The 18271-nt window shown below is 74.0% G+C and carries 17 protein-coding genes; 8 read left to right on the top strand and 9 right to left on the bottom strand.

Annotated elements, in window-relative coordinates; translation table 11 throughout:
- Positions 1 to 277: 277 nt before the first annotated feature.
- Positions 278 to 1132: a universal stress protein gene (locus AMETH_RS13675; protein WP_017982050.1), complete on the bottom strand. Its 855-nt coding sequence runs from the start codon at positions 1130 to 1132 to the stop codon at positions 278 to 280.
- Between the two features lie 57 nt (positions 1133 to 1189).
- Between AMETH_RS13675 and AMETH_RS13670 the strand changes: the two genes are divergently transcribed.
- Complete coding sequence (locus tag AMETH_RS13670) at positions 1190 to 2128, top strand: zinc-binding dehydrogenase (RefSeq protein ID WP_017982049.1); 939 nt, start codon at positions 1190 to 1192, stop codon at positions 2126 to 2128.
- On the opposite strand, the gene AMETH_RS13665 is transcribed toward AMETH_RS13670, so the two are convergent.
- Positions 2034 to 2825, bottom strand: coding sequence for a multidrug DMT transporter permease (locus tag AMETH_RS13665; protein WP_051079398.1), 792 nt, complete (start codon positions 2823 to 2825; stop codon positions 2034 to 2036). The genes AMETH_RS13670 and AMETH_RS13665 overlap by 95 nt on opposite strands.
- A gap of 106 nt (positions 2826 to 2931) precedes the next feature.
- On the opposite strand from AMETH_RS13665, the gene AMETH_RS41450 reads away from it, so the two are divergent.
- Complete coding sequence (locus AMETH_RS41450) at positions 2932 to 3459, top strand: CGNR zinc finger domain-containing protein (protein WP_017982048.1); 528 nt, start codon at positions 2932 to 2934, stop codon at positions 3457 to 3459.
- Between the two features lie 376 nt (positions 3460 to 3835).
- On the opposite strand, the gene AMETH_RS13655 is transcribed toward AMETH_RS41450, so the two are convergent.
- Genes AMETH_RS13655 through AMETH_RS13640 form a run of 4 tightly spaced genes read right to left on the bottom strand, consistent with a single transcriptional unit; the run spans position 3836 to position 7764 of the window.
- Positions 3836 to 4870 carry a DNA polymerase IV gene (locus tag AMETH_RS13655; RefSeq protein ID WP_017982047.1) on the bottom strand — a complete coding sequence of 345 codons (1035 nt, stop codon included), beginning with the start codon at positions 4868 to 4870 and terminating at the stop codon, positions 3836 to 3838.
- Between the two features lie 10 nt (positions 4871 to 4880).
- Positions 4881 to 5189 carry an AtuA-related protein gene (locus tag AMETH_RS13650; protein WP_223843207.1) on the bottom strand — a complete coding sequence of 103 codons (309 nt, stop codon included), beginning with the start codon at positions 5187 to 5189 and terminating at the stop codon, positions 4881 to 4883.
- Positions 5189 to 6481, bottom strand: coding sequence for an acyclic terpene utilization AtuA family protein (locus AMETH_RS13645; protein ID WP_017982045.1), 1293 nt, complete (start codon positions 6479 to 6481; stop codon positions 5189 to 5191). The genes AMETH_RS13650 and AMETH_RS13645 overlap by 1 nt, the downstream gene beginning before the upstream one ends.
- A gap of 8 nt (positions 6482 to 6489) precedes the next feature.
- Positions 6490 to 7764, bottom strand: coding sequence for a CitMHS family transporter (locus tag AMETH_RS13640; RefSeq protein WP_017982044.1), 1275 nt, complete (start codon positions 7762 to 7764; stop codon positions 6490 to 6492).
- Positions 7765 to 7863: 99 nt separating this feature from the next.
- On the opposite strand from AMETH_RS13640, the gene AMETH_RS13635 reads away from it, so the two are divergent.
- A complete protein-coding gene (locus AMETH_RS13635; RefSeq protein ID WP_017982043.1) occupies positions 7864 to 8868 on the top strand; it encodes a LysR family transcriptional regulator in 1005 nt (334 codons plus the stop codon).
- On the opposite strand, the gene AMETH_RS13630 is transcribed toward AMETH_RS13635, so the two are convergent.
- Complete coding sequence (locus AMETH_RS13630; RefSeq protein WP_017982042.1) at positions 8789 to 10705, bottom strand: primary-amine oxidase; 1917 nt, start codon at positions 10703 to 10705, stop codon at positions 8789 to 8791. The genes AMETH_RS13635 and AMETH_RS13630 overlap by 80 nt on opposite strands.
- An 11-nt stretch (positions 10706 to 10716) precedes the next feature.
- Positions 10717 to 12117, bottom strand: coding sequence for an APC family permease (locus AMETH_RS13625; protein WP_017982041.1), 1401 nt, complete (start codon positions 12115 to 12117; stop codon positions 10717 to 10719).
- Between the two features lie 242 nt (positions 12118 to 12359).
- Between AMETH_RS13625 and AMETH_RS13620 the strand changes: the two genes are divergently transcribed.
- The 4 genes from AMETH_RS13620 (at position 12360) to AMETH_RS13600 (ending at position 16332) form a co-directional block, all read left to right on the top strand.
- Positions 12360 to 13799, top strand: a complete 1440-nt coding sequence (locus AMETH_RS13620; protein ID WP_017982040.1) for an APC family permease — start codon at positions 12360 to 12362, stop codon at positions 13797 to 13799.
- Complete coding sequence (locus tag AMETH_RS13615) at positions 13796 to 14542, top strand: IclR family transcriptional regulator (RefSeq protein WP_017982039.1); 747 nt, start codon at positions 13796 to 13798, stop codon at positions 14540 to 14542. Before AMETH_RS13620 ends, AMETH_RS13615 begins: the two co-directional genes overlap by 4 nt.
- Positions 14543 to 14609: 67 nt before the next feature.
- On the top strand, positions 14610 to 15089 hold the full coding sequence (locus tag AMETH_RS13610) for a pyridoxamine 5'-phosphate oxidase family protein (RefSeq protein WP_017982038.1): 480 nt from the start codon (positions 14610 to 14612) through the stop codon (positions 15087 to 15089).
- 322 nt (positions 15090 to 15411) lie between these two features.
- Positions 15412 to 16332 carry an ABC transporter substrate-binding protein gene (locus AMETH_RS13600; RefSeq protein ID WP_017982036.1) on the top strand — a complete coding sequence of 307 codons (921 nt, stop codon included), beginning with the start codon at positions 15412 to 15414 and terminating at the stop codon, positions 16330 to 16332.
- On the opposite strand, the gene AMETH_RS13595 is transcribed toward AMETH_RS13600, so the two are convergent.
- The gene (locus AMETH_RS13595; protein ID WP_017982035.1) at positions 16287 to 16790 is read right to left on the bottom strand and encodes an OsmC family protein; all 504 of its coding nucleotides are present in this window, start codon (positions 16788 to 16790) and stop codon (positions 16287 to 16289) included. The two genes, AMETH_RS13600 and AMETH_RS13595, sit on opposite strands and share 46 nt — an antisense overlap.
- Before the next feature lie 150 nt (positions 16791 to 16940).
- Between AMETH_RS13595 and lysA the strand changes: the two genes are divergently transcribed.
- Entirely contained in the window at positions 16941 to 18257 is a 1317-nt protein-coding gene (gene lysA, locus AMETH_RS13590) for a diaminopimelate decarboxylase (RefSeq protein ID WP_017982034.1), read from the top strand.
- The last annotated feature ends 14 nt before the right edge of the window (positions 18258 to 18271 follow it).

The raw sequence follows: 18271 nt of genomic DNA, 5'->3' as shown, positions 1-18271 counted from the left end.
AAGGTGCGCGCGACCATTCCCGCGCGCAGCCCCGCGCAGCGGGGGCGCACCGGCCGCCCAGCCGCACCACCTCCCGCCGCGCCCACGGCGGGGCGCCACCCGCCATCCAGCCGCACCACCTCGCGGCTGCCGCCCCGGCCCGCGCCCCAGGCTCAGCCCCGCGGAGCGGGCCGCCACCCGCACGCGGGCCCTGCAGCGAGGCACCCCCGCCACCCGCCACCGGGCGCACCCCCGTGCAGCAGGCACCCCATTACCCCAGCCCGCACGAACTCCGCGATCAAGCAGCCTGTGGCCGCACCACCAGCACCGGGCAGTCGGCGTGGTGGATGAGCGCCTGGCTCGTCGACCCGAGCACCAGCCCCCGGAACCCGCCGCGGCCGCGGCTGCCCACCACGACCAGCTGCGCGTCGCGGCTGCGGGCCAGCAGCTCGTCCCGCGGGCGGTCCCGCACCACGACCCGCTCCACGCGCACGTCCGGGTAGCGCTCCTGCCTGCCCGCCAGCCGTTCGGCCAGCAGGCGCTGCTGTTCGCGCTCCACCTCGGCCCAGTCGAGGTCCGCGGTGGGCAAGGGCACGCCGTAGTCGGCGTCGCTCCAGGCGTGGACCGCCACCAGCGGCACCTCCCGCCACGCGGCCTCGTCGATCGCCACCTTCAGCGCTTCCTCGCTGGTCGGGCTGCCGTCGACGCCCACGACCACCGGGCCGGCGGCGTCCGGGCGACCACGCACCACCGCGACCGGGCACGACGCGTGCGCGCTGACCGACACGGCCGTCGACCCGGCCAGCATCCCGGTGAACCCACCCCGCCCGGACGAGCCGAGCACCACCATCCGCGCCGTCCGGGAGCACTCCAGCAGTAGCGGCACCGGCGGCTCCAGCGGCATCTCCGTCGACACGGTCACCTCGCCCGCCACGGCCGCCGCGTCCGCGAGCAGCTGCTGCCCGGCCCGCTGCAGCTCGTCGAAGGAGCTCTGCGGCACCGGCAGCCCGCCGTCGAACCGGCCACCCGTGACGTCGGCCGCGTAGACCAGCCGCAGCGCCAGCTTCCGCGGCGCCGCCTCACCCGCCGCCCACCGGACGGCCTCCAGCGCCGCCGCCGAACCGTCCACCCCGACCACGATCTCGTCCGCCATGCCGCCCACGCTACTCACGCTTGACCTCCAGCGCGGTGGAGGTTGCAGCCTGCCTGCATGCGCGTGATCGAGGCGGTGCGGTTCGGCGGCCCTGGAGTGCTGCGGGTGAAGGCGGCGCCGGACCCGCACCCGGGGCCCGGGCAGGTCGTGGTCGAGGTGAAGGTGGCCGGCGTGCTGTGGATCGACACGGCGATCCGCCGCGGCGAGGCCGGGCACCTGTTCGGTGTGACGCCGCCGTACGTGCCCGGCGCGGGGGCCGCCGGGCAGGTCACGGAGCTCGGCGCGGGGGCGGACCCGTCGTGGTGCGGCGCGTGGGTGCTGGCCGACGTCAACGGCGCGTACGCCGAACAGGTGCTGGCCACGCCCGAACAGCTGATCCGCGTCCCGCCCGGCGTGGGGTTGCGGGAGGCGGTGGCGTTGCTGCACGACGGATCCACCGCGCTGGCGGTGTTCGAGCGGGCCGCGGTGCGGCGAGGTGAGCGGGTGCTGGTGCAGCCGGCCGCTGGCGGGCTGGGCAGCCTGCTGGTGCAGCTCGCGCACGCGGCGGGGGCGCACGTGACCGGCGCGGCGCGGGGCGCGGAGAAGCTGGAGATGGTGCGCGCGCTGGGCGCGGACGCGGTGGCCGACTACAGCGAGCCCGGCTGGACCGACCGGGTGGGGCCGGTGGACGTGGCGTTCGACGGAGTGGGCGGCGACCTGGGCCGGGCCGCGGCCAAGCTGGTCGGCACGGGCGGGCGGTACTCGAACTACGGGTGGGCCGGCGGCCCACCGGTCGCGGTGGACGAGGTGCGGCCGGAGGTGACGGCCTACGGCCTGGAGCAGCTGCGGGAGTACGAGCCCGGCCGCCGCGCCCGCATCGAACGGATGCTGCGCCTGGCCACCCGCGGCGCGGTGCACCCGGTCATCGGGCAGACCTTCCCGCTGGGTCGCGCCGCGAACGCGCACCGCGCGCTGGAGTCCCGCTGCGGCAAGGGGAAGACGCTGCTGGTGATCTAGTCGCCAGCACCGCGCCGGCCAGCACCAGGGCGCAGCCGAGCAGCTGCTGTGGCGACAGCCGTTTCCCCAGCACCACCGCGCCCACCGGCGTGAGCAGGAGCCAGCCGACGCCCTGCCCGGAGACCGCGCCGACCACCAGCCAGCCGATCGCGGCCCACCCCGGCGTCAGGTCCAGCCCGTAGCCGAGTAACCCGGCAGCCAGCGACACGACCGCGGCGGAGGCGGTGACGACCAGGTAGGACCGACGGGTCCGCCCGTCCTGCCCGCCGCGGCGCAGCAGGTGCAGGAAACCTGAGTAGCACAGGGCAGCCAGCGACGCGTGGATCGTCCCGGCCACCGACGCCGGCCCGCCGGTCACGCCCGCGGCGAGCACCACCCCCGGCAACACCAGCGCGACCGCCGCGAAGTAGCGGCGGGACACCGGCTCCCGGTCGGACACCCAGGCGATCACCGGCACGAGCACCACCTGCAGGTTGACCAGCACCGTGGACAGCCCGGCCCCGATCTCACCGATCGCCTGTGTCCACAGCAGACTGTCGCCGGCGAACAACGCGCCCGCCGGGACCGCGCGCACCCGTTCGGTTAGACCGAGCGCGCCGCCGTGTTCGGCGCGGGCGAGCACCGCCAGCGGGGCCGGGCGAACAGGCACCGGTAGAACGAGGCGGTGCCCGGCGCGGTCGGACAGCTCGATCAGCACGGCCGACGCGGTGACGGCGAGCGCCCCTGTCGCGACACCCCAGGCAGGTCGCGTACCCGTCGGCGACCCGTGGACCTAACAGTCAAACATGGTTATGCATCATTAGATGTTCGTCGGCGGTCATGTGGCGCTCAACCTGGTCAACACGGTCGCGTGGCGTCTGGACCCGGCGCGGCGCGAGGAGCGGCTGCCGGACGACGACGCGCTGCGGCGGTGGGCCGAGGCGGCCGGGTTCACCGTGGTCGCGGACGGTGGCGTGACCGAGGTGCGCGAGCTCCGGGAGGTGGCCCACCGGGTGCTGGAGCCGCTGGCGACCGGTGCGGAGCCCGGGGACGTCGAACCGTTGCGCCGGCTGATCGTGGGTGCGCTGGCGCGGGCGGAGGTCGCGTCGGTGGTGCCGCTGGAGTGGCGGATCCCGGTCCACGGCACCCGGGACCTGCGCGACGCGCTGGCGCTGGAGACGTGGCGGCTGCTGCAGTTCGAGGATCTGACCCGGCTGTGCCGCTGCGCCGACGACGGCTGCGGCCGGCTTTTCCTGGACCGCAGCCGCAACGGCTCCCGCCGCTGGTGCAGCTCCGCCGACTGCGGCAACCGCGAGCGGGCCCGCCGCCACTACCAGCGCGCCCGGCGCTGACAAGCCACGCGCGATTCCCGCACTCGCGCACGACCCGGCAGCGCCGGGCGATCCGCCCGCCACATCCGGCGCCGCAGGTGCGACCCCACCCGACCCCACGCGCACTCCCCAAGCCCGGCAGAATCAGACCGGCCACCCCACCGCGGGCCCACGCACTCGTGCGCGGGCCCGCAAGGTCGGACCCGCGCCCCCGCACCCGGCACCACGGCACCCGGCCCCGCGCACTTGCCCCACCCGACAAGGCCAGACCACCCACCCACCACAGCGGCACCTCAGGCACCACGCGCGCCGCACACCCAGCCCGCGCCCTTGCCCGCCGCGCCAGCAGAGTCAGCCGCTCCGCCCACCCCGAAACCACCGACCCCGGGGCGATGCGTCACTCGTCGCGGTTGAACTCGGCTCGTACGCCCAGCAGGCGCACCGGGCGGGTCCACTCGAAACGGTCCAACAGGGACAGTGCGGCGCGCTCGATCTCCGCGCGGTCGCTCGTCGGCGCGGGCAGGGTCAGGCTGCGGGTGTAGGTGAGGAACGGCTTGAACCGCACCTTCACCCCGATCCGCACCGCGGGGCGCCCCTCGGCCAGCACGTCCTCCGCGACCCGCGCCGCCAGCGCCGACACCTGTGCGTCCACCGCAGCGCGGTCGTCCAGATCCGTCTGGAACGTCGTCTCCCGGCTCCGCGACCGGGCCAGGTACGGCGTCGCGGTCACCTCGGTGTCCCCGGCGCCCTGGGCGAGCAGCCGGTACCACGGCCCCATCGTCGGCCCGAACCGCGCGGCCAGCTCGTCCGCGTCGGCCGTGCCGAGGTCCCGCACGGTGGTCAGCCCGGCCTCCGCCAGCTTCTTCGCCGTCTTGCGCCCGATCCCCCACAGCGCGTCGGTCGGGCGGCCGGCCATCACCGCGACCCAGTTCGCCCGCGTCAGCCGGTAGATCCCGCCCGGTTTCGCGAACCCGGTCGCGATCTTGGCCCGCACCTTGTTGTCCCCGATCCCGACCGCGCACGACATCCCGGTCTCCGCGGCCACCCGCGCCCGGATGTCCGCGGCCAGCGCCTCCGGGTCCGTCACCCGGGCGCCGACGAACGCCTCGTCCCACCCGATCACCTCGACGACCACCGGGAAGCTCCGTAGCGTCGCCATCACCCGCTCCGAGACCTCTTCGTAGGCCTCCTTGTCGACCGGCAGGAAGACCGCGTCCGGGCAGCGCTTCGCCGCGGTCCGCAACGGCATGCCCGACTGGATCCCGAACTCGCGCGCCTCGTACGACGCCGTGGCCACGACGGCCCGCTCGGCAGGGTCCCCGTTCCCGCCGACCACCACCGGTTTCCCGCGCAGCTCGGGGTGCCGGGCGACCTCGACCGCCGCGATGAACTGGTCCAGGTCCACGTGCAGGACCCAGTCGTCGGCAGACACGCCACCCAGGCTAGCCGGACAGCTCGATCTCCATCGCCAGCAGACGCGAACTCATCCCCTTGCCGTGGGTGTCCAGCGCGAGCGACGTGGTGACCCCGCCGTCGAGCGCCTGACGACACCGGAACTGCAACGCGCACAGCTTCGGCAGCACGTAGCGCACCACCTCGCCGCGCACCTGACCAGCGAGGTGTTCCCGCACCCGCTCCGTCGTCACCTCGCGCTCCAGGTCCGCGAAATGCCGGTCGTCGAAGGGGAACAGCGACAGGATCGACGTGTCGCCCTTGTCGCCGGCCCGGCAGTGCGCGACCTCGTGCAACATCACCCGCACGCATGCCCCCCGATCACGGTCACCGCCGGCTCGACCCGGTCCCGGTCGATCAGCGTGGACACGATCCCGATCACCTCCGTCACGGCCGTCCGGACGCCACCGCCCCCGGCAGGCCCATTCGTGTAGAGCGCCTCCACCTCGTGGCACACCACCTCGGCCGCCGCCCGGTCCGCCGCCGACGCGGCGATCCGCAACCGGCACTCCGGCGACCCCTCCGCGCCCAGCACATCGGCACGCACCCGCGTGCCCGCCAGTCGCCGCAGGACCACGTCCCCGGCCAGCTCCGCGCGGGCCCGGGCGCCCGGGCCCGCGTAGGAAATCCCGGCTTCGGCCCGCCACCCGGCGCGGTAGCCGACGCTGACCTTGAACTTCTCCGGCCGCGCCCGCCCGACCGCGCCGCGCACCGCCACCCGGTCCGGCCCGGTCTCGGCGACGGTCACCTCACGCAGGTCGAGCGTGACGTCCGGGGTCGGGTAGGCCGCCGGGTCGGTCACCTCGTACAGCAGTTGCTCCCGCACCGTCGCGCGGGAGACCAGACCTCCGGTGCCGGGCAGCTTCGACACCTCAACGTCGCCGTCAGCGGTCACGTCGGCGTACGGGAAACCGAGCTCGGCGAGTCCGGGCACGTCCTTGCGACCGGGGTCGGCGAAGTACCCGCCGGTGAGCTGCCCGGCGCACTCGAGCAGGTGCCCGGCCACGGTCCCGGCGGCCATCGCCGAGGCATCGCGCAGGTCCCACCCGAGCCGCTGGGCCAGTGGCGCGGTGAACAACGAGGGATCGGCGACGCGGCCGGTGAGCACCACGTGCGCACCGGTCTCCAGCGCCGGCATGATCTGCTCCGCCCCGAGGTAGGCGTTGGCGGACACCAGTTCCCCGTGCGCGGCCAGCGGCCGCCCGGTCTCCAGCGCCGGGGCGGACGGGTCGATCCGGTCGAGCACATCGTCCCCGGTCACCACCGCGACGGTCAGCCCGAGGCCGAGGCGCCCGGCCAGGTCCGCCGTCACGCGGCCGGCCGCAAGCGGGTTCGCCGCGCCCATGTTGGTGATCACCCGAATCCCCCGCGCGGCGCAGAGCGGCAGCAGCCGTTCGAACCGGGCGACCAGCCGCGGGTCGTACCCCGCCGACGGGTCGGCCAGCCTGCGCTGCTGACCGAGCGCGATCGTGCGCTCCGCCAGGCACTCCAGCACCAGGTCGTCGAGCTCCCCGTCGCGGGCGAGCGCTTCCGCGGGCTCGAACCGGTCCCCCGCGAAGCCGGCTCCCCCGCCGATCCGTACGCAGTCCATGCTCTCCCCTAGATCGCGCCCACGGCCAGGGCGACGGCGGTCATCACGACGGTGGTCCCGAACGCCCACTTGAAGGCGAACCGCTGGTGCTCGCCCAGGTCCACGCCCGCCATGCCGACGAGGATGAACGTGGACGCGGTCAGCGGGCTGAGCGGGAACCCGGTGGTCATCTGCCCGAGCAGCGCGGCGCGGGCGATCTCGGCCGGGTCGCCGCCGAGCGCGGCGCTGGTCTCGGCGAGCACCGGCATCGCCCCGAAGTAGTAGGCGTCCGGGGTGAACACGAGGCTCAGCGGCATCCCGGTCAACGCGGTCAGCGCGGGCAGCGCGCCGCCTGCCCAGTCCGGCACGACGCTCACCAGGGCCCGCGCCATCGCCTCGATCATCCCGGTGCCGGACAGGATCCCGGTGAACACCCCGGCGGCGAAGATCATGGTGGTCACCAGCACGACGTTGTGCCCGTGCTTCTCGAACAGCTCCTGCTGCTGGCTCCACTTCGGACGGTTGATCAGCAGGGCGAGCACGAACGCGCCAACGAACAGCACCTCCAGCTTCGCCACCTGGGCCAGCAGGGCGGCCACCAGCGCGAGGGTGAGCACGACGTTGGCCCAGTACCGGACGCGCTCGGCACGGGTGCGTTCCACCGCCGCGGCCGGGCCGTCCAGGTCGAGCACCCCGATCCGCTTGCGCTCGGCGCGGCCGATCAGCCACGCGGCGACGAGCACCCACGCGATCCCGGCCAGCATCGCGGGCAGCAGCGGCAGGAAGATGCGGCCGCTGTCGGCGTCCAGCGCGGCCATCGCCCGCGCGGTCGGGCCGCCCCACGGCACCAGGTTCATCACCCCGGCGCCGAGCGCGACGACCCCCGCCAGCACCAGCCGGCGCATCCCCATCCGCTGGTAGAGCGGGAGCAGCGCGGACACCGTGATCAGGAACGTCGAGGCGCCGTCGCCGTCGAGGGCGACCAGCACGGTGAGCGCCGCGGTCCCGACGGTGATCTTCAGCGGATCGCCGCCCGCCCACCGCAGGATCCGCCGCACAGCCGGGTCGAACAGCCCGGCGTCGATCATCAGGCAGAAGTAGAGGACCGCGAAGGTGATCATGATCGCGACCGGGGCGACGGTGGTGAGCCCCTTGCCGATCAGCTCGCCCAGCCGCGGGGCCGCGCCCACGGCGAGCGCGGCGACGACCGGCACGACGGTCAGCGCCAGCAGGACCGAGACGCGGCGCGAGAGCACCCCGGCGAGGAACACGCCGATCGTCAGAAAGCCCGCCAGGGCAAGCATCTCGTGGACCTCCAGTGCGCTGTCGACGGTGACGTCCGCCGACTCTGCGGCATCACAGCTATCGAGGTCAAACAAGAGTTCGGCATAGACTCATGCACCATGCGCATGGATCTGACGGTGCAGCAGCTCCGGGCCGTGGTCGAGGTGGCCGACGCCGGGGGCTTCACCACGGCCGCCCAGCGGTTGCACCTGGCCCAGTCGTCGCTGAGCCGCACGGTCGCCGAGGTGGAGCGCAAGGTGGGCGTCGCCTTGTTCGAGCGGACCACCCGGCGGCTCGTGCCGACCGCGGAGGGTGTGGAGTTCACCCGGATCGCGCGTGAGGTGCTGGCCTCGTTCGACGCCGGCCTGCGGCACTTCACGGGGTTCCTCGCCGGCACCCGCGGGCACGTCCGCGTAGCCACGCTGCCGTCGCTGGCGGCGATCCTGCTGCCCCCGGTCATCGCGCGCTACCGGCGGGAATTACCGGACGTCGAACTGTCCATCGAGGACTGCCTGTCGGAGGAGGTGCTCGCCCGGGTGCGGGCGGGCGCGGTGGACCTCGCGGTCACCGTCGTCGGCGAGCCCCCGGACGACCTGGAGGTGCAGCCGCTGGCCGCCGACGAGTGCTGCTGCGTCTTCCCGCCCGGTCACCCCTTCGCGGATGCGGAAACCCTGTCCTGGCAACAGATCCAGGGGGAGCCGTTCATCGCGTTCTCCCCCGGCAGCAGCATCCGCCCGCTCGTCGACCACGCGCTCGCCGAAGCCGGGGTGGCGCCCGGCCACACGATCGAAGCACGCAACATCGCCGCGGTCGCCGGGCTCGCCGCCGCCGGGCTGGGCGTCTCCGCGATCCCCGGCCTGGTGCTGCCGCTGGTGGCCTTCGCCGGGCTGCGCAGCCTGCCGCTGGACGGACCGCGCGCCGAACGCGCGATCGCGCTGGTCCGCGACCCATCCCGGCCGCGCCCACGGGCCGTCGCCGCGTTCGCCGAGGCCCTCCTCCAGGCCCGGGACCGCGGCGACGGCCTGCCGGCTCACACGCGCTGGCTCACCCGCCGTGACAGTGGCCCTTCGCCGACGGCGGCACGTCCAGCGTCGGGTTCCGGTCGAAGAACCCCACCGGCTTGAGCTTGAACCCGGTGTAGTCCACCGGCATCACCGGCCAGTCCTCCGGGCGCGGGAAATGCGTCAGCCCGAAGGTGTGCCACAGCACGATGTCCTCCCCGTCGATGTCCCGGTCCGCCGCGGTCCACGCGGGCAGCCCGGCGCCGCCGGGGTTCTGGTTCACCAGGTCGCCGGCCGGGTAGCGCTCGGCGTCGGAGTAGCGGGTCACCCACAGGTGCTTCGTCGCGAAGGTCGCCCGCGCGTGCACCGACGAGGACTCGTCCGCCAGCAGCGCCGGCTGGCCCTCCGGGTGGAGCACGTAGGCCGGGTTGCGGCCGAAGCGGTTCCGCCGGCCCGGGTTGACGATGTGCCACACCCGGCCGCGCGAGTTGTCCGCCGCGCGCGCCGCCTCCGACTCGCGGGTCAACCGCGTCCGCGCCTCGCGGAAGGCGTTGCCGTACGGGTTGGCCTCGCTCACCGGCACCCGCACCGCGTCGACCTCGTCCACGGCGTTGCGGTCGCCGTCGACGCTGACGTCCAGCCGCGCGCAGAACAGGTGCTGGTGGTAGGGCGCGCCCAGGCCGGGCGCCATCTCGGTGGCGTACTCGTGCCCCTCCGCGGGGTAGGCCGAGGTGAACGTGATGCCGGTGGCCTTGGCCTCCAGCTCGATCGTGCCGTCGAGGTAGAAGTACCAGTAGAAGCCGTAGTCGTAGTTGCCGATCGTGGTGAAGAACGACACCACCAGCCGCCGCTGCCGCCGCGTCTCGTGCGAGCCGGCGAACATGTCGCTGTGCTTCCACAGCACGCCGAAGTCCTCTTCGTGCATGCAGATCGCGTTGCGGATGGTGCGCGGCTCGCCGAGGTCGTCGGCCACCACCGCGTCGAAGTAGCGGATCTCGCCCAGGCAGTCGCAGCCCAGCTCCAGCGAGTTGGTGTAGCGGGCGAACATGTACTCGCCGCAGTCGAAGTAGTTCTGCCAGAACCGCACCGGCGACGGGTCGGCGTAGGGCACCACCATCTCGGCCACCGACGCCCGGTACAGCACCGGCCGCTCGTGAAACGAGATCTCGTGCAGGGTCAGGCCTTCCCGCTCATTGAAGCCGATGCGCAGGTCCCAGTTCTCCCACCGCACCCGGCTGCCCTCGACCGCGTAGCTCGGGCCCTCCGGCTGGGTGATCTCGATCGGCTTGAGCGTGGTGCGGTGCGGCCCGGTCTGCGCTGGGTCGTCGAAGTTGCCCGGCTCCTGCGGCACCGGCAGCTCCCGGTGGTCGATCACGTTCGTCACCGCGCGGGCGGTGAGGTCGACGTAGGCGACCAGCCCGTCCACCGGGTGCGCCCACGGGTGGTCCTTCTCGTGGAGCTGCTGGAAGCCCAGCGCCCGCACGACGCGGCGGCCGGTCTCCCCGGGGTGGTCGTAGGAACCGGCGGACAGCGGCACCGCGCGCACGGTGGCGGGGTCCAGGCCGCGCTTGCGCAGGGCGCCGGTCCACCGCGGCTCGGCGTTGAGGATGTCCTCGATCAGCTCGAACTCGGTGTCGATGATCGGCGGCTGGCCGTCGGCGACCGGGTCGATCTCCCGCACCTCGTCCACAGTGGACCGGGTGGCCGACACGACGACGTCCTTCGACGAGCCGTCGGCCAGGTCGAGCAGGATCGCCCGGAACCGGCGGTCCACCTCGTCACCCGGCTGGTGCGCGCGCACCACGGCCTTGCCCGGCTCCTCCAGCGCCAGGAAGGCGAACCGGACGGACTCCCCCAGCAGCCCGGCGGCGCTGAGCACCTCCCGGACCGCACGGACCTCGTCCTCGGTCATCGGGTCGAGCGGGTGGGTCGTGGTGGTGCGTTCTTCGGCGAGTGTCATCGACGATCCTTTCAGGCGATGGCGGGTTCGGTGGCGGGCGAGCGCAGAACGGCCGAGAGCACGGCCCCGAGGGCGAACGCTCCGGCGAGCACGGCGAAGATGACGGCGGCCAGGCCGAACGAGCCGCCGATGAGCGTCGGGAAGTTCAGCACGGTCAGCACCAGGCAGCCGGCCAGCCCGGCCAGGCCGAGCACCGGCGCGGCGAACGTGTGCCAGGCGCGCCGGTCCACCCGCGTGCGGCGGAAGAACACCACGACAGCCAAGCAGGTCAGCGTCATGAGCACGAGCACGCCGAGGGTCGCGGTGCCGGCCATCCACGAGAACACCTGGGTGACCGGGTCCATCCCGGCCAGGGCGAACACCGCGATCAACACGACCGCGCTGACCGACTGCGCGAGCGACGACACGTGGGGCGAACCGTGCCGGTGGTGGCTGCGGCCGCACGCGGCGGGCAGCGCGCCGGAGTTGCCGAGCGAGAACGCGTACCGGGCGATGACGTTGTGGAACGACAGCAGCGCGGCGAACAGGCTGGTGATCAGCAGGACCTGCACGACGTCGGCGCCCGCGGTGCCCAGGTAGCGGCCGACCGTGGTGATCAGCATGTTCCCCGGGTCCGCGCCGGCCTGCTCGACGGCCGCGGTGTCGCCCCACGCCGACACGACGGCCCAGCTGGACAGCGTGTAGAACCCGGCGATGAGCAGCAGCGACAGGTAGGTGGCGCGCGGGATCGTGCGGGCCGGGTCGCGGGCCTCGTCGCGGAACACCGCGGTGGCCTCGAACCCGATGAAGCTGGCGATGGCGAACATGATCGCGATGCCCACCGAGCCGGAGCCGATCTGCGGCGGCTGCAGGAACGCCGTCGACAGGCCACCATCCCCGCCGCGCACGGTCACCACCGCGTCGAAAACCAGCACGATCCCGGCCTCGCACAGCAGCAGCACGCCGAGCACCTTGCTGCTCAGCTCGATGTGCCGGTAGCCGAGCAGGCCGACCACGGCGAGCGCGGCCAGCGACCACACCCACCACGGCAGCGCGGGACCGCCGTAGTGCTGCACCAGTCCGTCGAGGGCGGCGCCGAGGTAGCCGTACACGGCCAGCTGCACCGCGGTGTAGGTGACCAGTGCGAGGAACGCGGCGCCGAGGCCGGGTGCGCGGCCGAGGCCCTCACGGACGTAGGCGTAGAAGGCGCCCGCGTTGGGCACGTGCCGGCTCATCGCGCAGAACCCGACCGCGAACAGCAGCAGGACCACGCAGCACAGCACGAAGGTGGCGGGGAAGGCGGCGCCGTTGCCGAGCGCGACGCCCAGCGGCACGCTGCCGGCGACCACCGTGAGCGGGGCGGCGGCCGCGACGACCATGAAGACGATGGAGCCGGCGCGCAGTGAACCGGTCAGCGACCGTGGCGTATCCATGAGACCTCCGGGGACTCAGCGGGGATTTCCGGTGACGGCTGCACAGCGTTGAGCAGCAACGTTGCGCCGCCGTCAGCCGCCGGTCAAACCCCGGTCTCCGGCACCGGGAAGTCCCGCGGGGGCGTTCTCCCAACGCGGGAACGGCTCCGGCGTTTTTCTCATTTGACGCTCGCGGGCATGTCCTGGGACGTAACCCCGGAGTTACAGTGCCGGGTTACCGTCCACAGAGGAGGAAATGCCGGATGTCCGTGCCACCCCGGGTGCTGCCGCCGCTGCGGCGCGAGTCCCCGATGTCCGGGCTCGACCGCCGCAACCTCGGTCCGCTGCAGGTGTTCGCGCAGTCGATCTCGGCCGCGGCGCCGTCGGCGGCCATGGCGGCCGCGCCCGCGGTCGCCGCGGCCGGGGCCGGGACCGGGGTGCTGTGGTCGTTCGTCGTCGCGACCGTGCTCGCGCTGCTCATCGGGCTGGGGATCGCGCAGTTCACGCGCCGCATGGCGGCGGCCGGGTCGCTGTACAGCCTGACCGCGAAGGGGCTCGGCCCGGCCGCGGCGTTCGCGTGCGGCTGCGCGTTGCTGATTGGCTACGGCCTGCTGACGATGGCGGCGCTCACCGGGTCCGGCGTCTACCTGCAGGACCTGTTGCGGCGCGCGGGGCTGGACCTGGGCTGGGGCCTGGTCGCGGTGCTCGTGCTGGTGCTGGGCGGGCTGGCGACGGCGTGTGTGCTGCGCGGCGTGCGGTTGTCGGCGACCGTGGTGCTCGTCACCGAGGCCGTGTCGATCTCGCTGATGCTGGTGGTGTTCGGGTTGCTGCTGGCCAGGGTCGGCCCCGGGCTGGCGCCGACCGCGCCGGACCGGGGCGTCGGCGGGATCGCGGCCGGGGTGCTGCCCGCGCTCGGCGCGTTCATCGGTTTCGAGGCGGCGGCGTCCTACGGGGTCGAGGCCCGGCGGCCGTTCCGGACGGTGCCCAGGGCGGTGCAGGGGACGGCCGCGCTGTGCGGCGTGCTGTACCTGGTGGCGGCGTACACGCAGGTCATCGGCCTTGGCGCGCTGCCGGGCGGGCTCGCCGGGCAGGCCGAGCCGGTCAGCACGCTGGCCGCGCTGCAGCAGCTGCCGTGGCTGTCCTACCTGCTCGACCTGGGGATCGCCGCGTCGTTCCTGGCGTGCACGCTGGCGGCCGGCAACGCGCTGGTGCGGGTGCTGCTGTCCATGGGCCGCGAGGGCGTGGCGCCGGACGCGCTGGGCCGGACGCATCCGCGGTACCGGACCCCGCACGTCGCGATCCTGGCCGTGCTGCCGCCGGTCGCGGTCGTGCCGGTCGTCCTGATGGCCGCCGGGATGAGCACCACGTCGGTGTTCGTCACGCTGCTCAACGTCGCGGTGTTCGGCTACCTGGTGGCCTACCTGCTGGTGTGCGTGGCGGCGCCGGTGTTCCTGTACCGCATCGGCGAGCTGACCCGCGGGGCGCTGGTGGTCGGCGCGATCACCGCGCCCGCGCTGCTGGCGGCGCTGGTCGTGTTCACGGTCGACAACCTGGGCGGCCCGTACCCGGCGGTGTTCGGGCTGTGCGCGCTCGCCGGTCTGGCCTGGTTCGCCTGGCTGCGCCGTCGGCGGCCGCGGGACCTGGCGCGGATCGGCATCTACGACGAGACGTCCGAGGCCGACCTGCTTGGCGGCGAGCGGTGAGCCCGGAGACGCCGCTGTCCGGCCGCCAGCCGAAGGCGGTCCGCAGCGCGCTGGCGGTGCTGGAGGAGGTCGTGGCCGCCGGGCCGGGTGTCACGGCGAAGGAGATCTCGGCCGCGCTGAAGCTGCCCCCGGCGACGACCTACCGGCTGCTGAACCTGCTCGTCGGCGAGGAGTACCTGGTGCGGTTGCCAGACCTGCGGGGGTTCGCGCTGGGGCGGCGCGCCGGGCGGCTGGCGACCCCGGTGGCGGTGCGGCCGCCCGCGGCGGCCAGGGCGATCGTGGAGCACCTGCGGCACCGGGTGCGGTGGGGTGTGCACCTGGCGTCCTTCCGGACCGGGCGGCTGACGCTCGTCGACCCGGACCCGGACCACCCGCCGTCGGACGGGGCGCTGCTCGCCCGCTACCCGCACGTGTCCGCGCTGGGCAAGCTGCTGCTCGCCGAGCAGGCCGACTGGCGCGCGGTGGTGCGGGAGCTGCGGTCGTTCACCGAGCGGACGATCGTCGACGCCGATCGCCTGGACGCCGAACTGGCCGCGGTCGCGCGCGACGGGCTGGCCCGGCAGTGCGGTGAGCTGCTGGAACGCAAGGGCTGCCTGGCGGTGGCGATCCGGGACGTGGTGACCGGCGAGCTGGTCGCCGGGCTCGCGGTGAGCGGGCCCGCGGAACGGGTCGCCGAGCCGAACGCCGAGCTGGTGGCGCTAGTGCGCGACCACGCCGGGCAACTGGCGCCACTTCTCGCGTGAGCGATGTCGAGAACGCGGGATCGGCTGCGTCCCCGGCGTGACACACCCCGAACCGGAGGAGACGGACATGGATGCCACCGCTGAACTGGCCAAGCCGATCGCGCAGCAGCTGCTGGGGTCGAACATCCCCGCGCGGCTGGCGTACGACGGACTGGACGGCGAGCCGCGCGTGATCCCGATCGGGTTCTGGTGGGACGGCGAGCACCTGGTCATGGCCACCGTGCCGAAATCGGCGAAGGTAGCGGCCCTGCGCCGGAACCCCCGGGTGGCGATCACCATCGACTACGTCGACCCGTGGCCGCCGCGGGTGCTGCTGATCCGCGGCACGGCGCACCTGGAACTGGTCGACGGCGCCCCGGATGGCTACATCGAGGCCGGCCGGAAGACGACGCCTCCCGCACTGGCCGACTCGTGGGAGCAGGGCGTGCGGGCCCTGTACGAGCAGATGGTGGTCATCACGGTCACGCCGGACTGGGCGAAGCTTCTCGACTTCGAAACGACACTGCCCAAGGCGGTGGAGGACCTGCTCGCGGAGCGCCAGGGCTGACGGGTTCAGACGGCACCGGGCGATGCGCCCCGGCCGGCGGCCGTCACGCCCCAGGGGGCACACCGCATCCACGCCTCGCGGCCCCGCAGCTCGCGCAGATCGATGTCGGAATCGATCGATCCCGGCCACACCTGCAGCGCCGGAACGGTGCTGGGAACGCCCGGCAGCGGGACCGGCCCGAGGTCCCCCTCGTTGGAGTGCGACCAGCCTGGGACCCACCGGCTCGAGCACCGCTTGCCAGTCTGCGACGGGTCGTCGAGGCACCTGCCCGTCCGGCAGCGCCTCATGGCGTCGGAGCGGCGGACCGATCTAGGCTCGGGGCGTGCGGATCGTGTCATTGCTGCCCGCCGCCACTGATCTGGTGGCCGAGCTGGGGCTGGCCGGGCAGCTGGTCGGGCGGACGCACGAATGCGACTGGCCGCCGGGCATCGAGGACGTGCCCGTGGTCACCGGCAGTGGGCTGCACACCTCGATGGGCAGCCGCGAGATCTCGCAGGCCGTCGGGGGCGCGCACGCCGGCTCCGCGCTCTACGCCCTGGACGCCGCGAAACTCGCGGCGCTGCGGCCCGACGTCGTGCTCACCCAGGACCTCTGCGAGGTCTGCGCGGTGTCCTACCGCCGGGTCACCGACGCGGTCCGGATGATGGACGCCGGGCCGCGGGTGCTGAGCCTCGAACCCCGCACGCTCGCCGAGGTGCTGGACTGCCTGCTGCTGCTCGGCGACGTCCTCGGCGTTCCGGAGGTCGCCCGCGCGAAACACGCGGAACTGCTCGCCCGGCTCGCGGACCTCCGGGAGCGGACCCGGGACCTGCCCCGGCCCCGGGTCGCCGCGATCGAATGGCTCGACCCGGTCTGGCCTGCCGGCCACTGGGTGCCCGAACAGATCGCCGCCGCCGGTGGGGAGCCCCTGCTCGCCCGGCCGGGCGAGCACACCAAGGCCATCGACTGGGCCGAGGTGACCGCCGCGGCACCCGACGTCCTCCTCCTGCTCCCCTGCGGCCTGCCGCCGGAACGCACCGAGGCCGAACTCGGCCTGCTCACGAGCCGACCGGGCTGGGCGGACCTGCCCGCGGTGCGCGGCGGGCAGGTGTGGATCCTCGACGGCCCGTCCTACTTCAACCGCCCCGGCCCGCGCGTCGTGCGGGGCGCGGAGATCCTCGCCCACGTGCTGCACGGCATCAGCACCGTCGAGCCGGGTCAGGCGAGGCGCACCTCGATCTCCGGCGGCGTGCGCAACGTCTGATACACCACGCAGTACCGCTCGGTCAGCTTGCGCAGCGTGGCGAGCTGCTCCTCGGACGCGTCGGTGTCGAGGTCGAACGACAACCGGATCGCCTGGAACCCCACCGGCGCGGACTTGTCGACCCCGAGCGTGCCGCGGAAGTCCAGATCTCCCTCCGCCCGCACGGTCCCGCCGCGGATCTCCAGCCCCAGCGACGTCGCCACCGCCCGCAGCGTCACCCCGGAACACGCGACCAGCGCCTCCAGCAGCATGTCGCCGGAGCACGCGAGGCTGCCGTCGCCGCCGGTGGCCGGGTGCAGACCCGCCTCGACCACCGCCCGCCCGGTCTCCACCTTGCACGAGATGCCCAGCCCGTCGAGCTCCGCGTTGGCGCGCAAGGTGATCAGCGCCTGTGCCGGATCCTCCCGGTAGCGCTCCTTGAGCGGCGCCTGCACTTCCCTCAGTTCGCCTGCGTCCATGCCCGCCAGTATGACCGCGTGAACGGGCTCACGCCGGTGTCAAGGCCGGATCAAGACCGCGCCCGGGCGTGTCATCGCCGCATCAGCCCGGGGTCCGCGCGGGCCGCCGCGGCGATTTCCTTCGGTGCAGGGATACCGAAGGAGGACGACATGACACTCGCCGAGGTGCTGCCCAGCGTGGGACTCGCCGGAGAACCGCCGCTGGAACCCGGCCTGTGGCCGCGCACGACCCGCCTCGCCGAGGGCGGCGACCTGACCTGCGGCGGCGTGCGCCTGACCCGGCTCGCCGCGCGGTTCGGCACGCCGGTGCAGGTCTTCGACGAGACCGAGATCCGCGGCCGCGCCGAATCGCTGCGCGCCGCGTTCCCGGACGCCGAGATCGCGTTCGCCACCAAGGCCCTGCCGGTGCGCGGGGTGCTCCGGTTGCTGGGTTTCAGCGCGGACGTGTGCTCGGCGGGCGAGATCGCGATGGCACGCTGGGCAGGCGTGCCGGGCGAGCGGATCCTGGTGCACGGCAACGTGAAGACCCCGGCGGACCTCAAGGCCGCGTTCACCGCGCACGCCGGCCGGATCGTCGCCGACTCCGCCGACGAGATCGACCAGCTCGCCGCGCTCGCCCCCGCCGGGCAGCGGGTCCTGGTGCGGGTCACCCCCGGCGTCGACGCGCACACGCACCGCGCGCTGGCCACGGCCGTCGAGGGCCAGAAGTTCGGGTTCTCCCTCGCCTCCGGCGCCGCGCTGGACGCCGTCGGGCAGGTCCTCGCCCAGCCGGGCCTGCGCGCCGCCGGGTTGCACTGCCACCTCGGTTCCCAGGTGCACGACACCGGCTCCTACGCCGAAGCCGTGCGCCGCATGGTGCGCCTGCTCGCCGGGGTCCGCGAGCGGCACGGGGTGACGCTGGACCAGCTCGACCTGGGCGGCGGTTTCGCCGTCCCCTACCGCGCAGGCGAACCGGCCTTCGACCTGACCGGCGCCGCCCGCCGGATCCTGGGCACGCTGCGCCGGGAGTGCGACCGCCACCGGCTCCCGGTGCCGCGGCTGGTGCTGGAACCCGGCCGCTGGCTCGTCGCGACGGCCGGGATCACGCTGTACCGGGTGGCCGCCGTGAAGAGCGGGTTCGTCGCGGTCGACGGCGGCATGAGCGACACCCCGCGCCCGGCGCTGTACGGCGCGCGCTACACCGCCCGGCTCGTCGGTCGGCACACCAAGGCGCCGCGCCGCCCGTGGACCATCGCGGGCAGGCACTGCGAGGCCGGGGACGTGCTGGCCGAGGACGTGCCGCTGCCCGCCGACGTCCGCCCCGGCGACCTGCTGGCGGTGCCGGTGAGCGGCGCCTACCACCACGCGCTGGCGTCGAACTACAACCTGGTGGGCCGCCCGCCGCTGGTCGCGGTCGCCGACGGCGCATCCCGCGTGCTGGTGCGCCGCGAAACCGAGGAGGACCTGCTGCGCCGCGACGTCGGCTGATCGGGGAAGCTCGG

It is taken from the genome of Amycolatopsis methanolica 239 (assembly GCF_000739085.1).
Classification (GTDB): domain Bacteria; phylum Actinomycetota; class Actinomycetes; order Mycobacteriales; family Pseudonocardiaceae; genus Amycolatopsis_E; species Amycolatopsis_E methanolica.
The sequence above is the reverse complement of the archived record's forward strand: the minus strand, read 5'-3'. Positions and strand labels throughout refer to the sequence as shown.

Bases quoted from the DNA above. Each gene is read 5' to 3' on its own strand.
- AMETH_RS13675 (WP_017982050.1), bottom strand. From the start codon at position 1,132: ATGGCGGACGAGATCGTGGTCGGGGTGGACGGTTCGGCGGCGGCGCTG.
- AMETH_RS13670 (WP_017982049.1), top strand. From the start codon at position 1,190: ATGCGCGTGATCGAGGCGGTGCGGTTCGGCGGCCCTGGAGTGCTGCGG.
- AMETH_RS41450 (WP_017982048.1), top strand. From the start codon at position 2,932: ATGTTCGTCGGCGGTCATGTGGCGCTCAACCTGGTCAACACGGTCGCG.
- AMETH_RS13650 (WP_223843207.1), bottom strand. From the start codon at position 5,189: ATGTTGCACGAGGTCGCGCACTGCCGGGCCGGCGACAAGGGCGACACG.
- AMETH_RS13645 (WP_017982045.1), bottom strand. From the start codon at position 6,481: ATGGACTGCGTACGGATCGGCGGGGGAGCCGGCTTCGCGGGGGACCGG.
- AMETH_RS13640 (WP_017982044.1), bottom strand. From the start codon at position 7,764: ATGCTTGCCCTGGCGGGCTTTCTGACGATCGGCGTGTTCCTCGCCGGG.
- AMETH_RS13635 (WP_017982043.1), top strand. From the start codon at position 7,864: ATGCGCATGGATCTGACGGTGCAGCAGCTCCGGGCCGTGGTCGAGGTG.
- AMETH_RS13630 (WP_017982042.1), bottom strand. From the start codon at position 10,705: ATGACACTCGCCGAAGAACGCACCACCACGACCCACCCGCTCGACCCG.
- AMETH_RS13625 (WP_017982041.1), bottom strand. From the start codon at position 12,117: ATGGATACGCCACGGTCGCTGACCGGTTCACTGCGCGCCGGCTCCATC.
- AMETH_RS13620 (WP_017982040.1), top strand. From the start codon at position 12,360: ATGTCCGTGCCACCCCGGGTGCTGCCGCCGCTGCGGCGCGAGTCCCCG.
- AMETH_RS13610 (WP_017982038.1), top strand. From the start codon at position 14,610: ATGGATGCCACCGCTGAACTGGCCAAGCCGATCGCGCAGCAGCTGCTG.
- AMETH_RS13595 (WP_017982035.1), bottom strand. From the start codon at position 16,790: ATGGACGCAGGCGAACTGAGGGAAGTGCAGGCGCCGCTCAAGGAGCGC.
- lysA (WP_017982034.1), top strand. From the start codon at position 16,941: ATGACACTCGCCGAGGTGCTGCCCAGCGTGGGACTCGCCGGAGAACCG.